This is a genomic window from Streptomyces sp. LN549, assembly GCF_043203805.1.
Taxonomy (GTDB): domain Bacteria; phylum Actinomycetota; class Actinomycetes; order Streptomycetales; family Streptomycetaceae; genus Streptomyces.
In genome coordinates this window covers 4,862,883-4,882,779 of sequence record NZ_JAZHRI010000002.1, presented here as the reverse complement: position 1 = coordinate 4,882,779, position 19,897 = coordinate 4,862,883, and the positions used below count along the sequence as shown (strand labels likewise).

Sequence of the window (19,897 nt, the reverse complement as noted above, 5' to 3'; positions counted from 1 at the left end):
AGCGGAATGGGTGGCGGGATTGATTCCCACCCACCCTCCCTGCCTGGCGGGTTGACTTTTCGCGATCGACTTGCGACGGAGGGTAGTCACGCTCTAGCGTCAGCCGGGACACGACGGCCCCCGCCGGTGCGCAAACACCGAGCAGGGGCCTGACCAGTTCGATCGAAGAAGGCGATCTCATGGCTGCCAGCCAGCTTAGTGCTGCCCCTTTCCCCGCGCCCGGCCCCGTGCCCACGCACGACCACCCGATGGCGAACCCCGGATACGGCAAGCGTTCGACGCCGGACCAACGTCCGCACACCGGCCACGATTTCACCCACCTCCTCCCCCGCGACGCCGCCATCGCCGCGTACATCGACGGGCTGTGCGACGGCGCCGACATCTCCGTGAAGATGCTCGCCAAGGTGCTGCCGTACGGGCAGTGCGCGCTACGCACCAGCCTGAACCGGCTCCAGGAGGCCGGGCATCTACGCCGGGGCAGTGAGTGCGTGGCCACCGAGGAGGCCCTGCTCTGGGTGACGCGTACGTTCTTCTCCCGCACCGCGCGCGAGGACGAGTGGTGGGCGGCGTACACCCGGGGCGACGTACCGCAGGAGCCCCAACGACCCACCCGCTCCCGGTCGTTCATCCTGCTGGCCGCACTCGGGAAGGCCGCGCCCACGCTGTCGCTGCCCGAAGCGCACTGCGTGCGACTGGAACCGCGGGTCAGCGAGTGGTTCGAGCGTGGCGCCACCGAGGCCGAGATCATGTGCGCACTGACCCAGGGGCTACCGGTGGAGGTCTACAGCCCGGTCGCGTTCGTCGGCCGGAGGCTGCTCGACAAGTTGCCGCCCGCCCGCATCGCCCCCGTCCGCCAGGTCGTCCTGCGGACCCTGGAATGCAGCGAGTGCCGCGCCCCCGGCAGCCCCGAGGCGATGCGGGGCGGCGTCTGCGGAGCGTGCCGCGGCAAGCCCGGCGACGCACCCAGGGGCCCGGCGGGCGCCGTGCCCGTGCAGGGCGTGCGGGCCCGGATGAGCGCCGTGCGGGCGGGGCTGGCGCCCCGGCCGGAACGCACCCACCAGTGACAGGTCAGCGCGGTTGACGCAGCCCTGCGACGAGGAGGGCGACCAGTCGGCGCGCGTCGTAGCGGGGGTCACTCTCGGCGCCGATGCAGAGGTTTCCGATGCCGCGCATGAGTTGGTAGGCGTCGAGGTCGGAGCCGATCTCGCCGGAGGCGGTGGCAGCGTCGAGGAGCTGGTCGCACACCGGCAGGAGGCGATCGACGAAGTAGGCGTGGAGTGCCCCGAAGTCGGCGTTGCCGTTCTGCAGTGCGGCGGCGAGGCCGTGCTTGGTGACCAGGAAGTCGACGAAGAGGTCGAGCCAGCGTTCCAGTGCCGCGTGAGGAGTGGGGGCGGACGCCAGCAGGGCCGGACCGGCCTCGGCGCAGGCCTCCACCTGGTGCCGGTAGACGGCGATGACGAGATCCGCCCGCGTCGGGAAGTGGCGGTAGATCGTGGCCGTCCCGACACCGGCCTCGGCCGCGATGTCACGTACCGGCGCCTCCACGCCCGACGTGACGAAGACGGCGGCGGCCGCGTCGAGCAGCGCCTCCTTGTTACGCCGGGCGTCCGCCCGTTTGGGCGGGGTCGCGCGCCCTGCGCCCCGGTCGCCTTCAGTCACCGCGCCATTCCCTCCATTGCCGGCCTTGTTAAACGGGACAGTGTTCCGTATCGTTAAACGGGACAAGGTTCCGTTTGCTCATGATGCCAGAGCACGGGGCCGGCAGCCAAGCCACGGCCGGGTTGCGACCACATCTCACCCGCTATGGAGGAACACAGCCATGCACTACCGCACCCTGGGCAGCACCGGTGTACAGGTCAGCTCCCTCGCGCTCGGCGCGATGAACTTCGGCATGACGGGGGGCACCACCCAGGACGAGGTCACCGCCCTCGTCGACGCCGCTCTCGAGAACGGCATCAACCTCATCGACACCGCCGACGCGTACAGCGGCGGCACGTCGGAAGAGCTGGTCGGCAAGGCCATCGCCGGCCGCCGCGACGACATCGTCCTGGCCACGAAGGCTGGCCTGCCGATGGGCGACGAGCCCAACCACCAGGGCAGTTCGCGCCGCTGGCTGATCACCGAGCTGGACAACAGCCTGCGCCGCCTCGGTGTCGACCACGTCGATCTCTACCAGATCCACCGGTGGGACCCGCGCACCAGCGACGAGGAGACGCTGTCTGCGTTGACCGACCTCCAACGGGCGGGAAAGATCCGGTACTTCGGCTCCTCGACGTTCCCCGCGTACCGCATCGCGCAGGCCCAGTCGGCCGCTCGCGAGTACCGCCTGGGCCGGTACGTCACCGAGCAGCCGAGTTACTCGATCCTCCAGCGCGGCATCGAGAGCCACGTGCTGCCCGTGGCCGACCAGTACCGGCTCGGTGTGCTGGCGTGGAGCCCGCTGGCTTCGGGCTGGCTGTCGGGCGCGATCCGTGAGGGACAGGCCGTCACCACCAACCGCTCCACGTTCATGCCGCAACGCTTCGACACCGCCGTCCCCGCCAACCGGGCCAGGCTCGATGCCGTCGAGCAGCTGGCAGAGGTCGCCGACGGGGCCGGCCTGACCATGATCCAGCTCGCGCTCGGATTCGTGACCGCGCACCCCGCCGTGACCAGCGCGCTCATCGGCCCCCGCACACTGGACCACCTCCACTCACAGCTCGCCGCCGCCGACACCGTGCTCTCCGCCGACGTGCTGGACGCGATCGACGCGATCGTCGCTCCCGGCACCGACCTGGCCCCGCACGAGAAGCACGACACCCCGCCCGCACTGCTCGACCCGGCACTGCGGCGCCGCTGACCCGCCTGGGGCGCCCGGGCGGCGTCCGCCCCGACTTCGCGCCCAAGGAGATCGAAAGCCCGGTCGCCGCGCAGTAGTGACACCGCAGCCACCCTCAACTCCCGTCTCAGCTGGCGGTCTTGCTCGTTCCGGAAATCGTCACGCCACGGTCGGCGGTTCATCCGGGGGCGGTAACAGATCCGGATTCCGCGTGACCTCGGTGTTCGGCCACGGTCACACTCGCCTGTATCGCCAGTACACAGGCCGGCCCGGGGGGCCGGTCACGGGGGAAGAGGAATGCACCATGAATTCAGGGACGTTCAGATCCGGTTCCGTACGTCAGACGCTGCGCAGCACCCTCTTGGGGGCGGGCGTGGTCGCGGCCCTGCTGGCGGCTACCGCCTGCCAGCCCTCCGGGGGTGACGACGAGTCCGCCGCCCCGTCGGACTCCGCATCGGCCAGAAAGAATCCGTCGAAGAGCACCGAGCCCTCGGGTGACTCCGGGACCGGCACCAGCGGCGCGACGGACGAAGCGACCGGGGACAGTGGCGAAACGGGCGGCGGCAACGGCACCAGCCACCAGGACTGCAAGGCCACCGACCTCAGAACCGCGGTCGAGCTCCAGGACCCGTCCGGAGACACCCCCCGTCACTTCCTGCTGACGGTCACCAACGGCAGCACCTCGCCGTGCGTCCTCAACGACGCACCGCTCGTGCGACTCGGAGCCGGTAACAGCGAACCGACCGTCGAGCCGCTCGAAGAGCCGGACACCGAGCCCGTCGTCGTCGAGGCAGGCGGCAAGGCGTACGCCGGCCTGTACGTCTTCGGCAACGACGAGGGAGGCGAGGCGGAGTACGACCAGTCCACCCGGTTCACCGCCACCCTGGTCGCCGGTGAGGGCACCGAACTCAGCGGCACGCTCGTCTTCGGCCTGCCCGGCGGTCTCCGCTCCGTCTCCTACGACGACGCGGCGCGGGTGAACGGCTGGGCCGGCACCGAGGGCCTGGCCATGCGGCCGATCAACCAGCTCTGACCGCTCCGTACGACGGCTCGTGCGCGTCCGCCCGGCGGGGCGCCCCACCGCCCCGCCGGGCAATGCTCTCTGCCCTCGGGGTACCTGGCCCCGCCCCGTATGTCCCGGGTATACAGGAAAGGTTCACCCCTCCCGGCCCGGAAGGTCACCCGGATGCGCCCGCACGCCTCCAAGCCCGCCCACGACGAAGCCGGAACCGATCGTGCGACGGCGCGCAAGCCTTCTCGTACGCCGGAGAGAGCCACCGGGAGCGCCGCCCCGCAGGGATTGCTCCCGCAGGGACTGCTCCCGCTTCCGCGTGCGGCGGGGAACGCGGCCGTGGTCCAGATGCTGCGGCAGGCGGGCCACCCCGGGGCCGAGGAGACGCACCAGCACGGCGCGGACTGCGGGCACGAGCAGGACGGACAGGCCTCGGTGCAGCGCTCCGCCGTGCATGACGTACTGCGCTCCGCCGGACGGCCCCTGGACAGCGGAACCCGTACGGACATGGAGGCCCGGTTCGGCGCCGACTTCACCGACGTACGCGTCCACGACGACGGCGCCGCCCGCACCTCCGCCGCCGAGATCGGCGCTCGCGCGTACACCTCGGGAAGCCACATCGTGCTGGGCGACGGCGGGGGCGACCGGCATACCCTGGCCCATGAGCTGACCCACGTCATCCAGCAACGCCAGGGACCGGTGAGCGGCAGCGACAACGGCGGCGGCCTCCGGGTCTCGGACCCCTCCGACCGGTTCGAACGGGAAGCGGAGGCGCAGGCGACGCGCATCCTGTCCGGCAACGCCCCGGCCCGTGAAGCGGCCAAGGCAACGGCCCACGCGCACGGCTCCGGCGAACCGTCCGTGCAGCGGATGCGCAGCGACAACCCCCACGCCGCCGGCGGCACGCACAACGGGTGGGAACTGACCGCGCACCACGTCGTCGCCCACTCCCAGCTGACCGGCGCCCTGGAGTCCATGGACGGCGAGAAGCGGGCGACGCTGCTGCGTCAAGCGGTTCCCGACGTGATCACCGACTCGATGCTGGCGAATCTGAAGGTCGAGATTCCGCCGCACATGAACCGGGACGACTTCCGGGCCCGGTTCCGCGCCGCGCTGGTCAAGAAGGGCGGGGGCGACACGGCCGAATTCCTGGGAAACAACCTGAACGAGATCCGCTACGCCTTCTACGAGTGGCAGGGCGGCAATCAGTTCCTCGGCCCCAACACCAGCATCCGCGCGGAACCGACCGCCAGCGGGGAGGACACGGACTACGACGGCCTGTCGTTCTCGCCGCTCGGAGACGCGCGGTTCACCAATCTCACCGCGTTGGGAGACGAACTGAAGGCCGCGAACGCGGCCAACGACAAGAAGAAGCAGGCCCGTCTGCTGCGCGAGATCCTGAGCATCACCGTGAACGCCGCCCCGCGTCCGTTCGATGCCACGGCCTGGACCGAGGTGACCTCGGTGGCGGAGGTGGACCGGCTGGCCGGCGCCCTGGGCCGGGACCACATGCGGGACTACACCTACTTCATGATGCGGATGGACGACATCGGGAGGGGGAGGTACACCGGGATCTCCCAGAACGAGGAGAAGACGAAGTTCTTCTACTACGGCCAGCCGATCCATCCCATGGAGATCAAGGGCTCGTTCCTCTACGTCAAGCTGAACACCGCGCAGGAGACGGTCGTCACGAAGGAGAAGGTGTCGCTCGCCGAACTCCTGCCCGGCGCCCAGCTCCTCGCCGGGAACATGGAATTCGATCTGCCGGCCGGTGGTCACGTCAACAACGGGGCCCTCAGCCTGGCCGGATACGCCGGATCGGTCCCCGTCGAGCAGATCTCGCCCACCCGGTTCCGGGTGAGCCAGAACATCTACCGGAACCGGAAGCTCGACACCGACGCCGCCGGAATGAAGCTGTCCGACTTCTGCGTGGAGGTCGGCGTCCCGACCTCCACCTTCCTGCCCCGCGTTCTGGTGGAGGCGCTGGCCCAGTAGTGCTTCCGCTGCGGAGGTCCGTCCGGCCGATCGATCGCGACTGTCATCCGATCGTGAGGGCGACCGATGCGTCGATGAGGGCGAGTTGGCCCAGGCTGACTCGGTGAGGCCGGGCCTGCTCCACGAAACGGCCCAGCTCCGCGCGGACAGTGGCCGAGTCGATGCGCTTGATCACGGGCAGCGTGGCCTCGACGATCTGACAGGCGTCGTCGAGGTGGCCGACACCAGCCAGGGCAGTCGCTTGCCGAACCGCGAAGCGGGCTTGAGAGTTGCTGTCCGCCGGGACGGCCGAACTGCGCAGACGCTCGGCGGCGAAAAGGTCGGCGGCCGCCTCGAAGCGACGGAGGCTGAGCATGCAGGACGCCTCGATGAGCCGAGGGTTGCCGTTCTCGATGCGCGGGCCCCAGTGAGGGGTCCGGTCGCCGGTCACCTCGGCGGCGTGGCTTGTGAACCGCTCCAGCGCCTCCCGGCAAGCCCCCGCATCGCCCCGGCGCGCATACCCCTGGGCGGCGCGTCGCGCGGCGTGCGCGCGGATCACCGGGTTGGCCGCCGGGTGCCCGGCCGCCTGGTCGGCGAATCTGATCGCCGCACCGGTGTCACCACGGTGCTGGGCGATGAACGCCTTGCGGACCAGGGCGTACGCGGCCACCGTTTCGTCCCCGCCCTGTGCGCCCCAGCGGACCGCAAGATTCGTCCAGCGCAACGCCTCCGCCGGATTTCCCGCCTCTTGTGCCATCCACCCGGCGTATTCGGCGAACCTCGATGCCAGTAGCCAGATCTCGGCACGCTGCTCGCCGACGGCGTGCGGACCGGCGTCCGTCAGGATCCGCGTGATCGACTTCATCGAAGCAGTGACGAACCTCGGTCCGGTGGATCTGCCGATGTCCTTCAGCTCCCACAGGACCCGCTCGTACCCGGCGACCACGGGGCCGGCCTCGACGACGTCCTCGGAGCGGGCACCGCGGCGGCCGGTGCCGGCCAGCTCGACGAGTTCCCCGCCGGTGCCGAAGGCCGCGTCGCACGCTGCCGCCACAGCGGGCGTCGGATTGCGCAATCCGCTCTCCAGATTGCAGATCTGCCCCTCGGACACGTTCGCACGCCGGGCGAACTCGCGCACGCTCCACCCCCGACGTGCCCGGAGTGTGGCCAGCACGACCCCGAAGTCGCCCGGCGGCAGCCGCGTGCCGGCCGATCTCCCTGCCGCGTTGTCCGCCGGATTCATACCCGTCAGCGTACGGAGCCTTGCGGCCGCTATTCAATCCCCGGCGAATAGCCACCGAGCGCTTACGCCGCCCCTAGGGTGAGCACGATCCTGACATCAAGGCTTGCCAGAGAGGGGGCAATTGTGCCGCGCATCTTCCTCAGCTTTCGCAAACCGGACTCCCGGTGGATGCGAGACCGCGTCTACCGTGCGCTGTCCGACCGCTTGGGTACCGACGAGATCTTCAAGTCGGGCCAGTCCATTCCGCCCGGGGCCGATTTCGCCGAAATCCTGCGGCGACAGGCCGCCGAATGCGAGGTCATGTGCGTACTGATCGGGCCGGGGTGGCTCAACGCTCGGGGCGAGGACGGTGTGCGACTCCTGGACCGGGATCACGACTGGGTCCGCGTGGAGATCGCGACAGCTCTGCGGGCGGGAAACCGCGTCGTCCCGGTCCTTCTGGGGGACGCGACATCGCTGCCCGACGCCTCGGCTCTGCCGCACGAGATCGCGGAGCTGGCGCGCCTGCAGTTCCTGCGCGTCCCGGAGACCCATCTGGCGGACGGGCTGGCGCACTTGAGCGACGAGCTGACCGCTCTCCTGTCCGGTACCGATACCGACCCCGCTGACGAACCCGGGCACGGCACTGCGCCGGCCGCCGATCCGGAGCCGTCCATGACCATGACGGCCCATGTGTCCGGCGGCGGCAGCGCCTACCAGGCGGCCCGTGATCAGACGATCAGGCTGGCGTGAGGGGCGGACGATGGATCATCCCGGAGCAGACGGTGCCCATCGGATCGGGCCGTATGCGCTGCTCGGAAGAGAGCGCACAGTCGGCGGGAGCGAAGTCTTCGCCGCCCGCACGGACGAGGGGAGCCTCGTCACGGTCACGGTCGTGGGGCCGGAACTCGCCGCGGCCCCGGGGTTCCGGGACCGGTTCCGAGCCGCCGTCGAAGCGGCACGGACGCTGTCCGATGGCTTCCTCATACCGGTGGTCGATGCCGACGCTGACGCGCCGGCTCCCTGGCTGGCGACCCGGTTCACCGCCGGACTGCCGCTCCGGCAGGCGGTGGACCGGCACGGCCCGCTGTCCGAACCGGCGCTGCGAGTGCTCGCCGACGGCCTTGCCCGGGCGCTGACCGCACTCCACGCGGCCGGGACGGTCCACGGCGAGGTGAGCCCGGACTCGGTGCTGCTGACCATGGACGGGCCCCGCATCACCGCCCTGGGGATGGGGGGAGCCACCGGGAGCCCGGCACCCTCGCCGACGGATGACATGTTCGACCTCGGGTCGACCGTGCTGTTCGCCGCTTCCGGAGGCGAACCTGACACGGACGCACTCCCCATGTCACTGCGCGACGTGATCGGCGGCTGTCTGTACCCGGAACCGCCGGACCGTCCCACTGCGGAGCAACTCGTCGCCTACCTGAAGCATCAGAACCTGCCTTCCTTGAAGGGACGTTGGCTTCCTTCAGCGGTGACGGCCGACATGGCCGCCGCGGCCGCGGCCGTGGGATCGGAGCCCGCCGGGGACAGCGGCCGGGGCCCGCTTCCTTCGCCACCGGAGAGCGCTGCCGGCCCGAGTGTCAGCCGCCGCAAGCTGATCATCGGTCTGGCCGGGGGTGTGGCCGTACTCGGCGGAGCCGCGGCGGCACTCGCCTTCTCCGGCGACTCGTCACCGACGCCCGAAGGCCGGGCCGGCGGGCCCGGATCCACTGCGCGGCCGGCCTCTCCGCCGGCCACGCGGTCCCCGTCGGCCTCCTCTGCGTCTCCGTCCCCGACGGGCGGACAGAAACAGATCGTTCTCGCCGGACCCGACGCCGTCAAGGCATGGTCCGAAGCCGGAAAGAACGCCCCCACCGCCCTGGAAGCGTCCGACAAGGTGGTCATGGTGGTCACGGACAAGGCCACGTCCTTCCTGGACACCGCAACCGGAAAATCTGTGTTCCACCCACTGAACACGACCAACGATTTTCGCGCGGGCAGCTCCAATTCCCTGACTACGTACGCGGACGGAGTGTTCTACCTGCTCTGCGACACACCGAGTCAGTCAGGCGTGCTGGCGGCGTTCGACGCCGCCGACGGGAAAGCGAAGTGGGCGACCAACCTTCCCGACATCGATTCCAGCGGCACACATGCGGTGATGTACCCGAGCACCTATGTGGCAGTCGCGGGGAACACGGTCTATGTATGCGGGGAAGTGAACAAGTTGGACGGGAAGTTCTCGGTCGAGGACCCGACCACCGGCTACATCCGTGCGTTCAACGCCGCGACCGGCAAGGGGTTGTGGCAGGTCGAGGGCACGGACATCAACAACGTGCTCGTGCCGCCCACGGGTTCTCGTCTGCTGGCCGCCTCGGCCATTCCGGCCAAGAAACCCGGCCGAGTCCAGATGATCGACGCCGGCAGGAAAGGTGCCCGCGGCTGGAAGGTATCCGTCCCATACGCCTCGCCCTACTTCACCACCGGCTGGCCGCTGACGTGCTACGCCGCCGGGCTGTTCCTGTTCGCCGGAGGCAACGGCAACACACTGTTCGCCGTCGATGCGGCCACGGGCAGCGAGAAGTGGCATCAGCGCTTCGACGCGAAGAACGGGGACCATGTCCGGATCGGCACCCCGTTCTCCAGCCAGGACGGCGCGACCGTTTACGTACCGGTCGGCAGCGACCTGGCCGCCCTGGCCACGGCCGACGGCACGATCCAGTGGGTCGCGGTGCTCGACGGGGCCAGCGACATGGGCACTTCCAACCTGTTCAACGCCTCCCTCAATCTGGGCGGCAAGAACGCGCAGTGTTCGGCCGACACCGTCTTCGCCACCGACAGCGCCAAAACGCTGTGGGCCATCGACGCGGCCACCGGCAGGGCCCGGTGGAAATACAGAGACCCCGGGCAGCCGGACGTGGGGTTCATGTGGACGGTGGGCGGCGACCACGTGTTCATCGCCTCCCACCTGACCATGACCGCCATCGCGGCCCACGGGCGGTAAGGGACAAGGAGAAGACATGGAGACGAGTGTGGAACTCGCCGGCCTGGCATCGGCAGCTGCGGCGCGCCTGATCGATCTGCTGGCGACGGACAGCTGGGGAGCGGTCAAGTCCTCGGTCCTGTCGCTGTGGCGGTCCGCGCACCCGGAGCGCGTCGAGGAGGAACTCAGCGATGCGCGAGGTGAGTTGCTTCAGGCACGGCAGGCGGGCGACGGCGAGGAGCTCCAGGGGCTGCTGGTCGCCGAGTGGCAGGCCCGGATCATCCGGCTCATGGCCACACGCCCGGACGCCATCGACGAACTGCGCGCGCTGTTCGGCGGGGAACCGCACGCCGGCGGAACGCCGGAACAGCAGATCACGGGCTCGATGACGCTGGAGGCACATGTCTCCGGCGGCGACGCGTTCCTGGCCGGCCGCGACATGAACGTCACCAGGGGCGGCCAGGCGTGACCGAACGCAGCACCGATGCCTCGGCCCCCGACGAGCCGCCCCTCTGGCAGCCGAAGCGGCAGGAGGCGCACGTGACCGGCGGCGGTAGCGCCTTCATGGCCGGCCGTGACATCCACGTCCGCATCGGCGACGAAGGCCGCACAACCGTGCCCGGCCCCGGCGCCAGCCAAGTGCCTTGTCCTTACCCGGGCTTGGTCCCGTTTGACGCCACGCACAAGCAGTGGTTCCACGGCCGTGAGCGCATGATTCACCTCGTGTGCGAGCGGATGGACGCCCGGATGCGTGAGGGCGGCCCGCTGATGCTGATCGGCCCCTCGGGGGCCGGGAAGTCGTCCCTGCTCGCGGCCGGGGTTCTGCCGGCCGTGGGCGACGGGCGGCTTCCGGTGGCGGGGTCGAGCACCTGGCCGCGGATGCTGCTGACCCCGACGGCATCCCCGGCCCTGGCACTGGCGGCCGCCGCCGGGCTCGACGCCGAGACCGCCGGGCGCACGGCACCGGCGTGGCAGGCCGATCCCGCACAGTGCCTGGCCGAGCTGCGCCGGATCACCGGGGTCGGCGATCCGGCGCCCGCCGGGGAGTCCCCCTCCACGGGCCTGGTCGTCGTGGTCGACCAGTTCGAGGAGATCTTCACGGCCTGCGGCGAGACCGAACGGGAGTGGCTCATCGACGTACTCGACCGCCTGGCCCGGCCCACGGGCGGTGCGGTCGTGGTGCTGGGAGTACGCGCGGACTTCTATGCCGAGTGCACGGCCCATCCGCAGCTCCGGGCGGCGCTCCGGGCCGGACCGGTCCTGCTGGACCCGATGACGGAGAGCGAACTCAAGGACGCGATCAGACGCCCGGCGGGCAGCGTGGGACTCGACGTCGAAGAAGGCCTGGTCGAGGTGCTGCTGACGGAGCTGGGCACAGTCGGCGGACCCCTCGGGGCGAGCACCACGGGCCGGCTGCCGCTGCTCGCACACGCGCTGCGGGCCACCTGGCAGCAGCGCCACGGTCACACACTCACCGTGGACGGGTACCGCGTCACCGGCGGCATCCAGGGCGCCATCGCCATGACGGCGAACAGACTCTACGACACCCTGCCGCCGCCCTGCCAGGAGGCCGCACGTTGGGTGTTCCTGCGGCTCGTCATCGTGGGACGCGACGCCGACGACACCCGCCGGCGCGTCCGGTCCGAGGAACTGCTGCGTGACGCGCCCGACCGGGATGCGGCCGCCAGAGTCCTGGACGACTTCACCAAAGGCCGGCTGCTGACCCTGGACCAGGACACGGTGGTGATGACCCATGAGGTGCTCATCCGCGCCTGGCCACGGCTGCGGGACTGGATCGGGCACGACCGCACCGGAAACCTCGTACGACAGGATCTGGAAGACGCAGCCACGCTCTGGGAACGGGCCGGCCGGGAGGCAGCCGCGCTGTACCGCGGCAACCGCCTGGAGACCGCCTTGGCCTGGGCCGAGACGCGCGGGCCGGAACTCAGCGGCGTCGCCCGGGCCTTTCTGTCGGCCGCCCGCCACCACCAGCGGCGCGGGCAACGACTCCGGCGCGGCGCGGTGGCCACCATCACCGCCCTGGCCGTGGCCGCCTCGCTGGCCGCGGTGTTCGCCTTCCGGCAGGAGGCCCATGCCCGGCACGCCGCCACTAGAGCCCTGCACTCCCGCAACCAGGCCATCAACGCCGCCGTCACCTCCGCGTCCGCACAACTGGGCCCGACCGATTCCTCACTGTCCGCCCAACTCGCGCTGACCGCCTATCGCATGGACCCGACCCCGGATGCGGCGTCCCGGCTCATCACGACCCAGAACACCCCGCTGGACACCCGGCTTCCCGGCCCGCGGGGCGCGGTGTACACGGTGGCCTACAGCCCCGACGGGCACATGCTGGCGGCCGGGAACGTCGACCAGAACCTCGTCCGGCTGTGGGACGTCTCCGATCCCGGCCGGCCGGTGGCGCTGGGCCGGCCCGTGCCCGTGGACCGTTCCGTCAATTCGATCCGGTCGCTCGAGTTCAGCCCGGACGGCCAGATGCTGGCCGTAGGCGGCCACACGAGTCACAACGGCGACGCCGGTTCCGGCGGATTCGTCGACCTGTGGAGCCTGACCAGCCCCAGCCACCCCGTCCTGCTCGGCCGGCCGGAAAGTCCCGGCATTCAGGACTGGGACGCCTTGAGCTCCGTCGAATCGCTGGCGTTCAGTCCCGACGGCCGCACCCTGGCCGCCGGATGGCACGCCGGACTCATCAGCCTCTGGAACGTCACCCGCCCCGACGACGTCAAGCCCGCGGGAGCGCCCCTGAGCCTCGACTGCCCCGACGTCTTCTCCCATCGCGTCGCGTTCAGCCCCACCGGGCACACCCTGGCCGCCGCATGCGACGACGACGCCGGCACCATCAGCCTGTGGGATACCACCGACCCGGCCCACCCCGTCCGCGGCCGTTCCCTGAAGGCCGGGCATCCCGTCAACTCCCTTGCGTTCAGTCCCGACGGCCGCACCCTGGCCGCCGGATCCAGCCCCGGCGCGGTCCACCTGTGGAAGGTTGCCGACCCCGGCCACCCTGCCCCCCTGGGCAAGCCGCTGACGGGACCCGCCCAGCCCGTCATGTCGGTGGCGTTCAGCCCGGATGGCCACACCCTGGCGGCCGGCAGCGCCGACCACACCATCCGTCTGTGGAACGTCACCCATCCCAAGACCATCGGCCCTCTGGGCCGGCCGCTGACCGGTCCCGGCAACGCGGTCACCGACGTGGTGTTCAGCCCCGACAGCCGTACCCTCGCCGCCGGGAACAGCGACGGCAAGGTCGATCTGTGGAGTCTGCCGCCGACCCGGATCATCGGCGCCGGCGGCAATGTGGCGTCCGTGGCTTTCAGCCCCGACGGGCGCACCCTGGCCGCAGGAAACCAGAACAAGACCGTCTCGCTGTGGAACACCGCCGACCCCAACAACCCCGCTCCCCGTGGTGATCCGCTCACCGGTCCCAAGGACGCGGTCGACGCCGTGGCGTTCAGCCCGGACGGGCACACCCTGGCCGCAGGCGACAGCGCCGGCAAGGTCCACCTGTGGAACACCGCCGACCCCAGCCATCCCGTTCCCCTCCCTGAGACCCTCACCGGAGCGAACGGGCTCATCTTCTCCCTGGCGTTCAGCCCCGACGGCACCACCCTGGCCGCGGCCGGCGACGACAACGAGCTCGGCAGCATCGCCCTGTGGGACGTCAGCGATCCCGCGAAGCCCGTCACTCAGCCCGGCATCTCCAATTCAGACACGAAGTCCGTCTTCTCCCTGGGCTACAGCCCCGACGGCACGATGCTGGCGGCCGGCGGCGACGGCAGCGACCACCAGATCGGACTGTGGAGTACGACGGACCAGGGGGTCCGCATCGGCCAGCCGATCGACCAGCCGATCACCACCACCACCTGGGTGGCGTTCAGCCCGGACGGCCGCACGCTCGCCACCGGGAACAGCCGCGGCATCGTCACCTTGTGGAACGCCACCGACCCCAACCACCTCACACGCAGGGGCAGTCCGCTGAATGTGCCCGGCGGCAGCCTGTGGTCCGTGGCGTTCAGCCCGGACGGGCACACCCTCGCGGCGGCCGGCCACACCGACGACGGCACCATCCACCTGTGGAACGTCACCGATCCCGACCACCCCACCGCCATCGGCCGGCCGCTGACCGTGGATTCGGGATTCGTCGCCGTTCTGGCGTTCAGCCCGGACGGTCAAACCCTGGCCGCCACCACCGACGACGGCGTGGCCACGCTCTGGGACCTGAAGGTCGAGTCCGCCATCAACCGCATCTGCGCCGCGAGCTCCGGCGCCCTGAGCCGTCAGCAGTGGGCCCGATACGTTCCCGAACTGCCCTACGACCCACCCTGTGCGACCACCTAGTGGGGCCTCTCGTCCGCACCGTACGGCAGCATGAGCGCGGAATCCGCGTGAACGGTGACCCGCACCGGCACGAACTCCCCCGCGTCCACCCGGGATTCGCCCGTGCCGGGGTTCGGCGCATAGCGCGGGTGCGCGCCCGCGCTGATCTGCCAGCGGATGCGGTGTCCTGCGGCGAAGCGGTACGCGGTGACGCTCATCGGGACGGTGACGTGGGCCGGGTCCTCACCTGACGTACGCAACCGGGCGAGCCCGTCACAGACGTTGGTGGAGCGGCCCGCCGCGTCCACGTCGCACAGCCGGGTGAAGACGTCCCCGTGCCCGGTGTCCGTGGACGCGCTGATCCTCGCGGAGACCGCGCCCAGCACCGTGACGGGTTCGGTCAGGAGCGGGCCGGTGAAGGTGAGGACGTCGTCGCGGGACTCCAGCGTGCCGTTGTCACGGGCGCCGGCCGGGAGGGAGAGCAGCGGGCCGCCGAGGGAGGGCGTCGGGTCGGCGGGGTCGTGGCGGAAGGCGGCCAGAGGGGCGGTGTCCGTGGGCGGCTGCCGGGTGAGGTGGCCGTCGGCGGTCGGGAACCAGGAGGTGGTGGCGGGGTCGAGCGGCCACGCGTCGAGGTCCTGCCACGTCGCGTCCGCGCCGCCCGTGTGAACGCGTACGGGGGTGGGGCGCAGCTCCGAGGGGTCGTCGCACAGGTGGGCGCGGAGCCAGGCCAGGCTCTCGGCGAACACCTCGGGCCAGCCCTGCTGCAGGGCGGAGGTGTGGGTCCAGGGGCCGACGAGCAGGGCGGCCTCGCGTCCTGCCGCGCGCAGCCGGGCGTACTGCTGGAAGGTCTGGTCGACGAGGGCGTCGTGCCAGCCGGTGACCAGGGCGGTGGGGATGCCCGGCCGTTCGGCCGCCTCGCCCGCGGACGCCCCGTGCCAGTACGGGTCGTCCGCGTCCGGGTGCGTCATCACGTCGTCGAGCCAGGGCACCTCCTGCCCGAGTCCGGCCGCGTACGCACCGCGCAGCGGGCGGGCGGTGACGATGTCACTCAGGTGGCGCTTCAGGCGCAGCGTCGCCTTGATGAACGGCCCCATGCCGCGGTGCTGGTACGTCATGCCGGCGCCGACCGCGAGCGCGTTCTCCAGATGGAGCACGCCGTCGGTGTGGAAGAGGGCGTACGGGTCGTGCAGGCCGACCTGGACCACCATGGCCTTCAGTTCCGGTGGCGGGTCCAGGGCGAGCGCCCACTGGACGTAGCCGAGGTAGCTGGGTCCGACCGTGCCGAGTGTGCCGTTGAACCAGGGCTGTTCGCGCAGCCAGTTCACCGTGGCGAGGCCGTCGGCGGCCTCGTTGCGCCAGAGGTCGAAGGTGCCGCCCGAACCGCCGGTGCCGCGGCAGCTCTGCAGGATCACGTGGAAGCCCTGTTCGGCGAAGAGGATGCCGTACTGGGGGGACCAGGGCACGCCCCGGCCGTAGGGCGAGCGCACGAGGAGGGTGGGGAAGTCGCCCTCGTCGCGGGGGAAGTAGTGGTCCGTGACCAGGGGGCTGCCGTCGGCGGCGGGAACGGTCAGCCCCGGTTCCCAGCCGACCCGGTGGCGCCTAGCCGGAAGCCCGCGCCAGGTGGCCCGCATCATCCGGGCGGAGAGCGGGGGCTTCGCGGCCGACGGCGTCCAGGCAGGCCTCGGCAGGGCGTCGTGCGTGCGTGTTGTCATCGTTCGCCTCCATCGCTCCATGCATTCTCGTACTCTGTACGAGAATAGTGGATGCTTGGATGAGTCACACGCAAGAGCCGCAGCAGTGAGGAAGGGAACAGCAGGATCGTGACCCGTGCCGAGGGGTCCGGCGCCACCGGCGTCGACCCCCGAGAACTCTGGCTGACCCCGGACCGGCCCCGCCGGGGGCGCAGGCCCGCCTTCAGCCGCGAGGCGATCACGGTGGCGGCCGTCACCCTGGCCGACACCGAAGGAATCGACGCGGTCACGATGCGGCGGGTCGCCGCGGAGGTGGGCGCCGGCGTCATGTCGCTCTACAGCTACGCCCCCGACAAGGAGACGCTGCTGGACCTGATGATCGACCACGTCAACGGCGAACTTCCGGCGTCCGCACCCCTCACCGGCGACTGGCGGGCCGACCTCAAGGCCATCGGGCACCTCCAGCGCGACCACATGCTCCGCCACCCCTGGCTGGCCACCGCCGTGCCCGCCCGCCGAACGCTCGGCCCCCGCACCCTCGCCTTCCTGGAGCACGCCCTGGCCGCCCTGCGGCCCAGCGGTCTCGACGGCGGCGCCCGGCTGGAGGTCTTCGCCCAGCTCACCGCGTTCGTGGCCGGGCACGTGGCCCACGAGGTGGCGCAGGCCGAGGCCGCCCTGTCACCGGACCGGGCCGCGGCCGAGGCGCTCTACCTCACCGCCGTCGCCGCGGACGGCCACCACCCGGAACTGGCCGAGGCACTCTCCTCGTCCGGCCGCCCGGTCACCCCCGACGCCACGTTCGCCCGCTTCCTGAACCGGCTGGTCGACGGCCTCGACGCGGGTTGACCGTAAGGGCCGCGCACGGAGTGGACGGGCCGGCCCGTCCACACGCACAACGACACCGGCCCCCGGGGACGAATCCCCGGGGGCCGGTGTCGTTGTACAGCTGTGCAGGAGCTACCGATCCGTCAGGATCAGAAGTCCATGTCACCGCCCGGCATGCCGCCCGGCGCGCCGCCGGCAGCGGCCTTCTCCGGCTTGTCGGCGATGACGGCCTCGGTGGTGAGGAAGAGCGCGGCGATGGACGCGGCGTTCTGCAGGGCGGAGCGCGTGACCTTCGCCGGGTCGAGAATGCCCTCGGCGATCATGTCGACGTACTCGCCGGTCGCGGCGTTGAGGCCGTGACCGATCGGCAGGTTGCGCACCTTCTCGACGACGACGCCACCCTCGAGACCACCGTTGACGGCGATCTGCTTGAGCGGGGCCTCCAGCGCCAGCTTGACGGCGTTGGCGCCGGTCGCCTCGTCACCCGAGAGATCGAGCTTCTCGAAGACGGCCGAGGCCTGGAGCAGAGCCACGCCACCACCGGCGACGATGCCCTCCTCGACGGCGGCCTTGGCGTTGCGCACCGCGTCCTCGATGCGGTGCTTGCGCTCCTTGAGCTCGACCTCGGTCGCGGCACCGGCCTTGATGACGGCCACGCCGCCGGCCAGCTTCGCGAGGCGCTCCTGGAGCTTCTCGCGGTCGTAGTCCGAGTCGGAGTTCTCGATCTCGGCACGGATCTGGTTGACGCGGCCCTGGACCTGGTCGCTGTCACCGGCGCCGTCGACGATCGTCGTCTCGTCCTTGGTGATGACGACCTTGCGGGCGCGGCCGAGCAGGTCGAGACCGGCGTTCTCCAGCTTGAGGCCGACCTCCTCGGAGATGACGGTGCCACCGGTGAGGATGGCGATGTCGCCGAGCATGGCCTTGCGGCGGTCACCGAAGCCCGGGGCCTTGACGGCGACGGACTTGAAGGTGCCACGGATCTTGTTGACGACCAGGGTCGACAGGGCCTCGCCCTCGACGTCCTCGGCGATGATCAGCAGCGGCTTGCCGGACTGCATGACCTTCTCCAGCAGCGGAAGGAGGTCCTTCACGTTGCTGATCTTCGAGTTCACGATCAGGATGTACGGGTCGTCCAGGGACGACTCCATGCGCTCCATGTCCGTGGCGAAGTACGCCGAGATGTAGCCCTTGTCGAAGCGCATACCCTCGGTGAGCTCCAGCTCCAGACCGAAGGTCTGGGACTCCTCGACGGTGATGACGCCTTCCTTGCCGACCTTGTCCATGGCCTCGGCGATGAGCTCGCCGATCTGGGTGTCAGCGGCGGAGATGGAGGCGGTCGAAGCGATCTGCTCCTTGGTCTCCACGTCCTTGGCCTGCTCCAGGAGGGCGGCGGAGACGGCCTCGACGGCCTTCTCGATGCCCCGCTTGAGGGCCATCGGGTTGGCACCTGCGGCCACGTTGCGAAGGCCCTCGCGGACGAGCGCCTGAGCGAGAACGGTGGCGGTGGTCGTACCGTCGCCGGCGACGTCGTCCGTCTTCTTGGCGACCTCCTTGACCAGCTCCGCACCGATCTTCTCGTACGGGTCCTCCAGCTCGATCTCCTTGGCGATGGAAACACCATCGTTGGTGATCGTGGGGGCGCCCCACTTCTTCTCAAGGACGACGTTGCGGCCCTTGGGGCCGAGGGTGACCTTGACGGCGTCGGCGAGCTGGTTCATGCCGCGCTCAAGACCGCGCCGGGCCTCCTCGTCGAAGGCGATGATCTTGGCCATATGAAGTGGTCCTCCCGGACAGGGGTGGATTTCTCCGGACCGAGAGGCGCCCGCGACGGACGGCCTGCGTGTCTGCCGGTTCCTTGCCCCGACAGACCTGCGGGCCTCACCGGCCCGGTCCAAGTTTCTGTCACTCTCACCCAGAGAGTGCTAAGCCAATAATTAGCACTCGACCCCCGAGAGTGCAAGCGTCCCCCTCCGGAGTGTGGACAGCCGCGAAGGGGCCCGCGGAGGCGGTCCGGCACGTCGCGCGAGCGCCCCGGGACGCACGAAGGGCCCGTACCCCAGGGGTACGGGCCCTCCGTGCGTGAGTAGTGTCGTTGGCCGACTGCGTACTGACAGGCCGGGCTCAGCCGACGGCGAGCTTGACCATGTCCGCCTGCGGCCCCTTCTGGCCCTGCGAGATCTCGAATTCAACTCGCTGACCCTCTTCGAGGGTGCGGTACCCGTCCATCTGGATCGCGCTGTAGTGGACGAAAACATCCGCACCACCGTCGACCGCGATGAAGCCGTACCCCTTCTCCGCGTTGAACCACTTGACGGTGCCCTGAGCCATGCCTAACTCCCCTATTACTGGCCCTTGCACGGGACCGCACTTCGCGGGCCCGGGTCAGAACTCACCCTCCGACAGGAGAGGGTGCGTGCGCCGGAACGCGTCGACCGCGGCCGAATGTATCTGCCCAACTGCCCTCTGCAACAGGTCAATCGGACGAGAATTCTGAGCAGCACCGATCGCCCGAATGCGGGGGATTCATGAGATTCCAGGGCAAGTCAGGCCAGGCAAAGGCGACTTATGGCGCAAGGGGCTCTCGTACTTTGGCTGCATCTTGTCGTGGCCAGGCGCATTCTCATATGCGGGTGGCACGGGCAGCGGAGGGGACTTCCCTCACTGTACCGCGCTCAACCATGCAGAATTGCCCCCTCCGCTTCTCTCGCAGAGGGGGCAATTCCGGTGACGCGGTGAAGTCGGGCCGGGGAGGCCCGGGGCTCAGCAGCCGCCGGCGACGGCCGGGATGATCGAGATGCCGGCGCCGTCCGGGGTGACCGCGTCCAGGCCACCCTCGAAGCGCACGTCGTCGTCGTTGACGTACACGTTCACGAAGCGGCGCAGCTTGCCCTGGTCGTCCAGGACGCGGGCGGCGATGCCCGGGTGGTCCTTCTCCAGGGACTCGATGACCTGGGAAAGGGTCGCGCCCTCGGCCGGGACCTCGGCCTGGCCGCCCGTGTAGGTGCGGAGGATGGTGGGGATACGGACCTTGACGCTCATGGTGGGTGCCCTT

15 protein-coding genes are annotated in these 19,897 nt (G+C 70.4%); 9 read left to right on the top strand and 6 right to left on the bottom strand.

What is annotated here, in order from left to right; all coding sequences use genetic code 11:
* Positions 1-179 precede the first annotated feature (179 nt).
* Positions 180-1,064 carry a hypothetical protein gene (locus SH922_RS22075; RefSeq protein WP_393059617.1) on the top strand — a complete coding sequence of 295 codons (885 nt, stop codon included), beginning with the start codon at positions 180-182 and terminating at the stop codon, positions 1,062-1,064.
* Between the two features lie 4 nt (positions 1,065-1,068).
* Here SH922_RS22075 and SH922_RS22070 read toward each other — a convergent pair whose 3' ends face one another.
* Positions 1,069-1,659 carry a TetR/AcrR family transcriptional regulator gene (locus SH922_RS22070; RefSeq protein WP_393059616.1) on the bottom strand — a complete coding sequence of 197 codons (591 nt, stop codon included), beginning with the start codon at positions 1,657-1,659 and terminating at the stop codon, positions 1,069-1,071.
* 160 nt (positions 1,660-1,819) lie between these two features.
* Here SH922_RS22070 and SH922_RS22065 point away from each other — a divergent pair, with 160 nt between their 5' ends.
* The 3 genes from SH922_RS22065 (at position 1,820) to SH922_RS22055 (ending at position 5,825) form a co-directional block, all read left to right on the top strand.
* Positions 1,820-2,839, top strand: a complete 1,020-nt coding sequence (locus tag SH922_RS22065) for an aldo/keto reductase (protein ID WP_393059615.1) — start codon at positions 1,820-1,822, stop codon at positions 2,837-2,839.
* A 283-nt stretch (positions 2,840-3,122) separates the two neighbouring features.
* Positions 3,123-3,851, top strand: a complete 729-nt coding sequence (locus SH922_RS22060) for a DUF4232 domain-containing protein (protein ID WP_393059614.1) — start codon at positions 3,123-3,125, stop codon at positions 3,849-3,851.
* 153 nt (positions 3,852-4,004) lie between these two features.
* Entirely contained in the window at positions 4,005-5,825 is a 1,821-nt protein-coding gene (locus SH922_RS22055; protein ID WP_393059613.1) for a DUF4157 domain-containing protein, read from the top strand.
* Between the two features lie 43 nt (positions 5,826-5,868).
* Here the strand turns inward: SH922_RS22055 and SH922_RS22050 are convergent, their stop codons facing one another.
* Positions 5,869-7,047 carry a helix-turn-helix domain-containing protein gene (locus SH922_RS22050; RefSeq protein ID WP_393059612.1) on the bottom strand — a complete coding sequence of 393 codons (1,179 nt, stop codon included), beginning with the start codon at positions 7,045-7,047 and terminating at the stop codon, positions 5,869-5,871.
* 78 nt (positions 7,048-7,125) lie between these two features.
* Here SH922_RS22050 and SH922_RS22045 point away from each other — a divergent pair, with 78 nt between their 5' ends.
* From SH922_RS22045 to SH922_RS22030, 4 genes are read left to right on the top strand one after another with little or no spacing between them, the layout of a single operon-like run.
* Positions 7,126-7,779: a toll/interleukin-1 receptor domain-containing protein gene (locus SH922_RS22045; protein WP_393059611.1), complete on the top strand. Its 654-nt coding sequence runs from the start codon at positions 7,126-7,128 to the stop codon at positions 7,777-7,779.
* A gap of 10 nt (positions 7,780-7,789) precedes the next feature.
* On the top strand, positions 7,790-10,012 hold the full coding sequence (locus SH922_RS22040) for a PQQ-binding-like beta-propeller repeat protein (RefSeq protein ID WP_393059610.1): 2,223 nt from the start codon (positions 7,790-7,792) through the stop codon (positions 10,010-10,012).
* 16 nt (positions 10,013-10,028) lie between these two features.
* Positions 10,029-10,460 carry a hypothetical protein gene (locus SH922_RS22035; RefSeq protein ID WP_393059609.1) on the top strand — a complete coding sequence of 144 codons (432 nt, stop codon included), beginning with the start codon at positions 10,029-10,031 and terminating at the stop codon, positions 10,458-10,460.
* Positions 10,457-14,347: a hypothetical protein gene (locus tag SH922_RS22030; RefSeq protein ID WP_393059608.1), complete on the top strand. Its 3,891-nt coding sequence runs from the start codon at positions 10,457-10,459 to the stop codon at positions 14,345-14,347. Before SH922_RS22035 ends, SH922_RS22030 begins: the two co-directional genes overlap by 4 nt.
* Here the strand turns inward: SH922_RS22030 and SH922_RS22025 are convergent.
* Positions 14,344-16,038: a CocE/NonD family hydrolase gene (locus SH922_RS22025; RefSeq protein ID WP_393059607.1), complete on the bottom strand. Its 1,695-nt coding sequence runs from the start codon at positions 16,036-16,038 to the stop codon at positions 14,344-14,346. The genes SH922_RS22030 and SH922_RS22025 overlap by 4 nt on opposite strands.
* 108 nt (positions 16,039-16,146) lie before the next feature.
* Between SH922_RS22025 and SH922_RS22020 the strand changes: the two genes are divergently transcribed.
* Complete coding sequence (locus tag SH922_RS22020; protein WP_393059606.1) at positions 16,147-16,863, top strand: TetR/AcrR family transcriptional regulator; 717 nt, start codon at positions 16,147-16,149, stop codon at positions 16,861-16,863.
* A 128-nt stretch (positions 16,864-16,991) separates the two neighbouring features.
* On the opposite strand, the gene groL is transcribed toward SH922_RS22020, so the two are convergent.
* The 3 genes from groL to SH922_RS22005 form a co-directional block, all read right to left on the bottom strand.
* A complete protein-coding gene (gene groL / locus SH922_RS22015; RefSeq protein ID WP_145764836.1) occupies positions 16,992-18,617 on the bottom strand; it encodes a chaperonin GroEL in 1,626 nt (541 codons plus the stop codon).
* Positions 18,618-18,966: 349 nt separating this feature from the next.
* Positions 18,967-19,173 (bottom strand): cold-shock protein, encoded by a 207-nt coding sequence (locus SH922_RS22010; RefSeq protein WP_003967346.1) that lies wholly within the window; start codon positions 19,171-19,173, stop codon positions 18,967-18,969.
* 432 nt (positions 19,174-19,605) lie between these two features.
* On the bottom strand, positions 19,606-19,884 hold the full coding sequence (locus SH922_RS22005) for a MoaD/ThiS family protein (RefSeq protein WP_148019364.1): 279 nt from the start codon (positions 19,882-19,884) through the stop codon (positions 19,606-19,608).
* Positions 19,885-19,897: the final 13 nt, after the last annotated feature.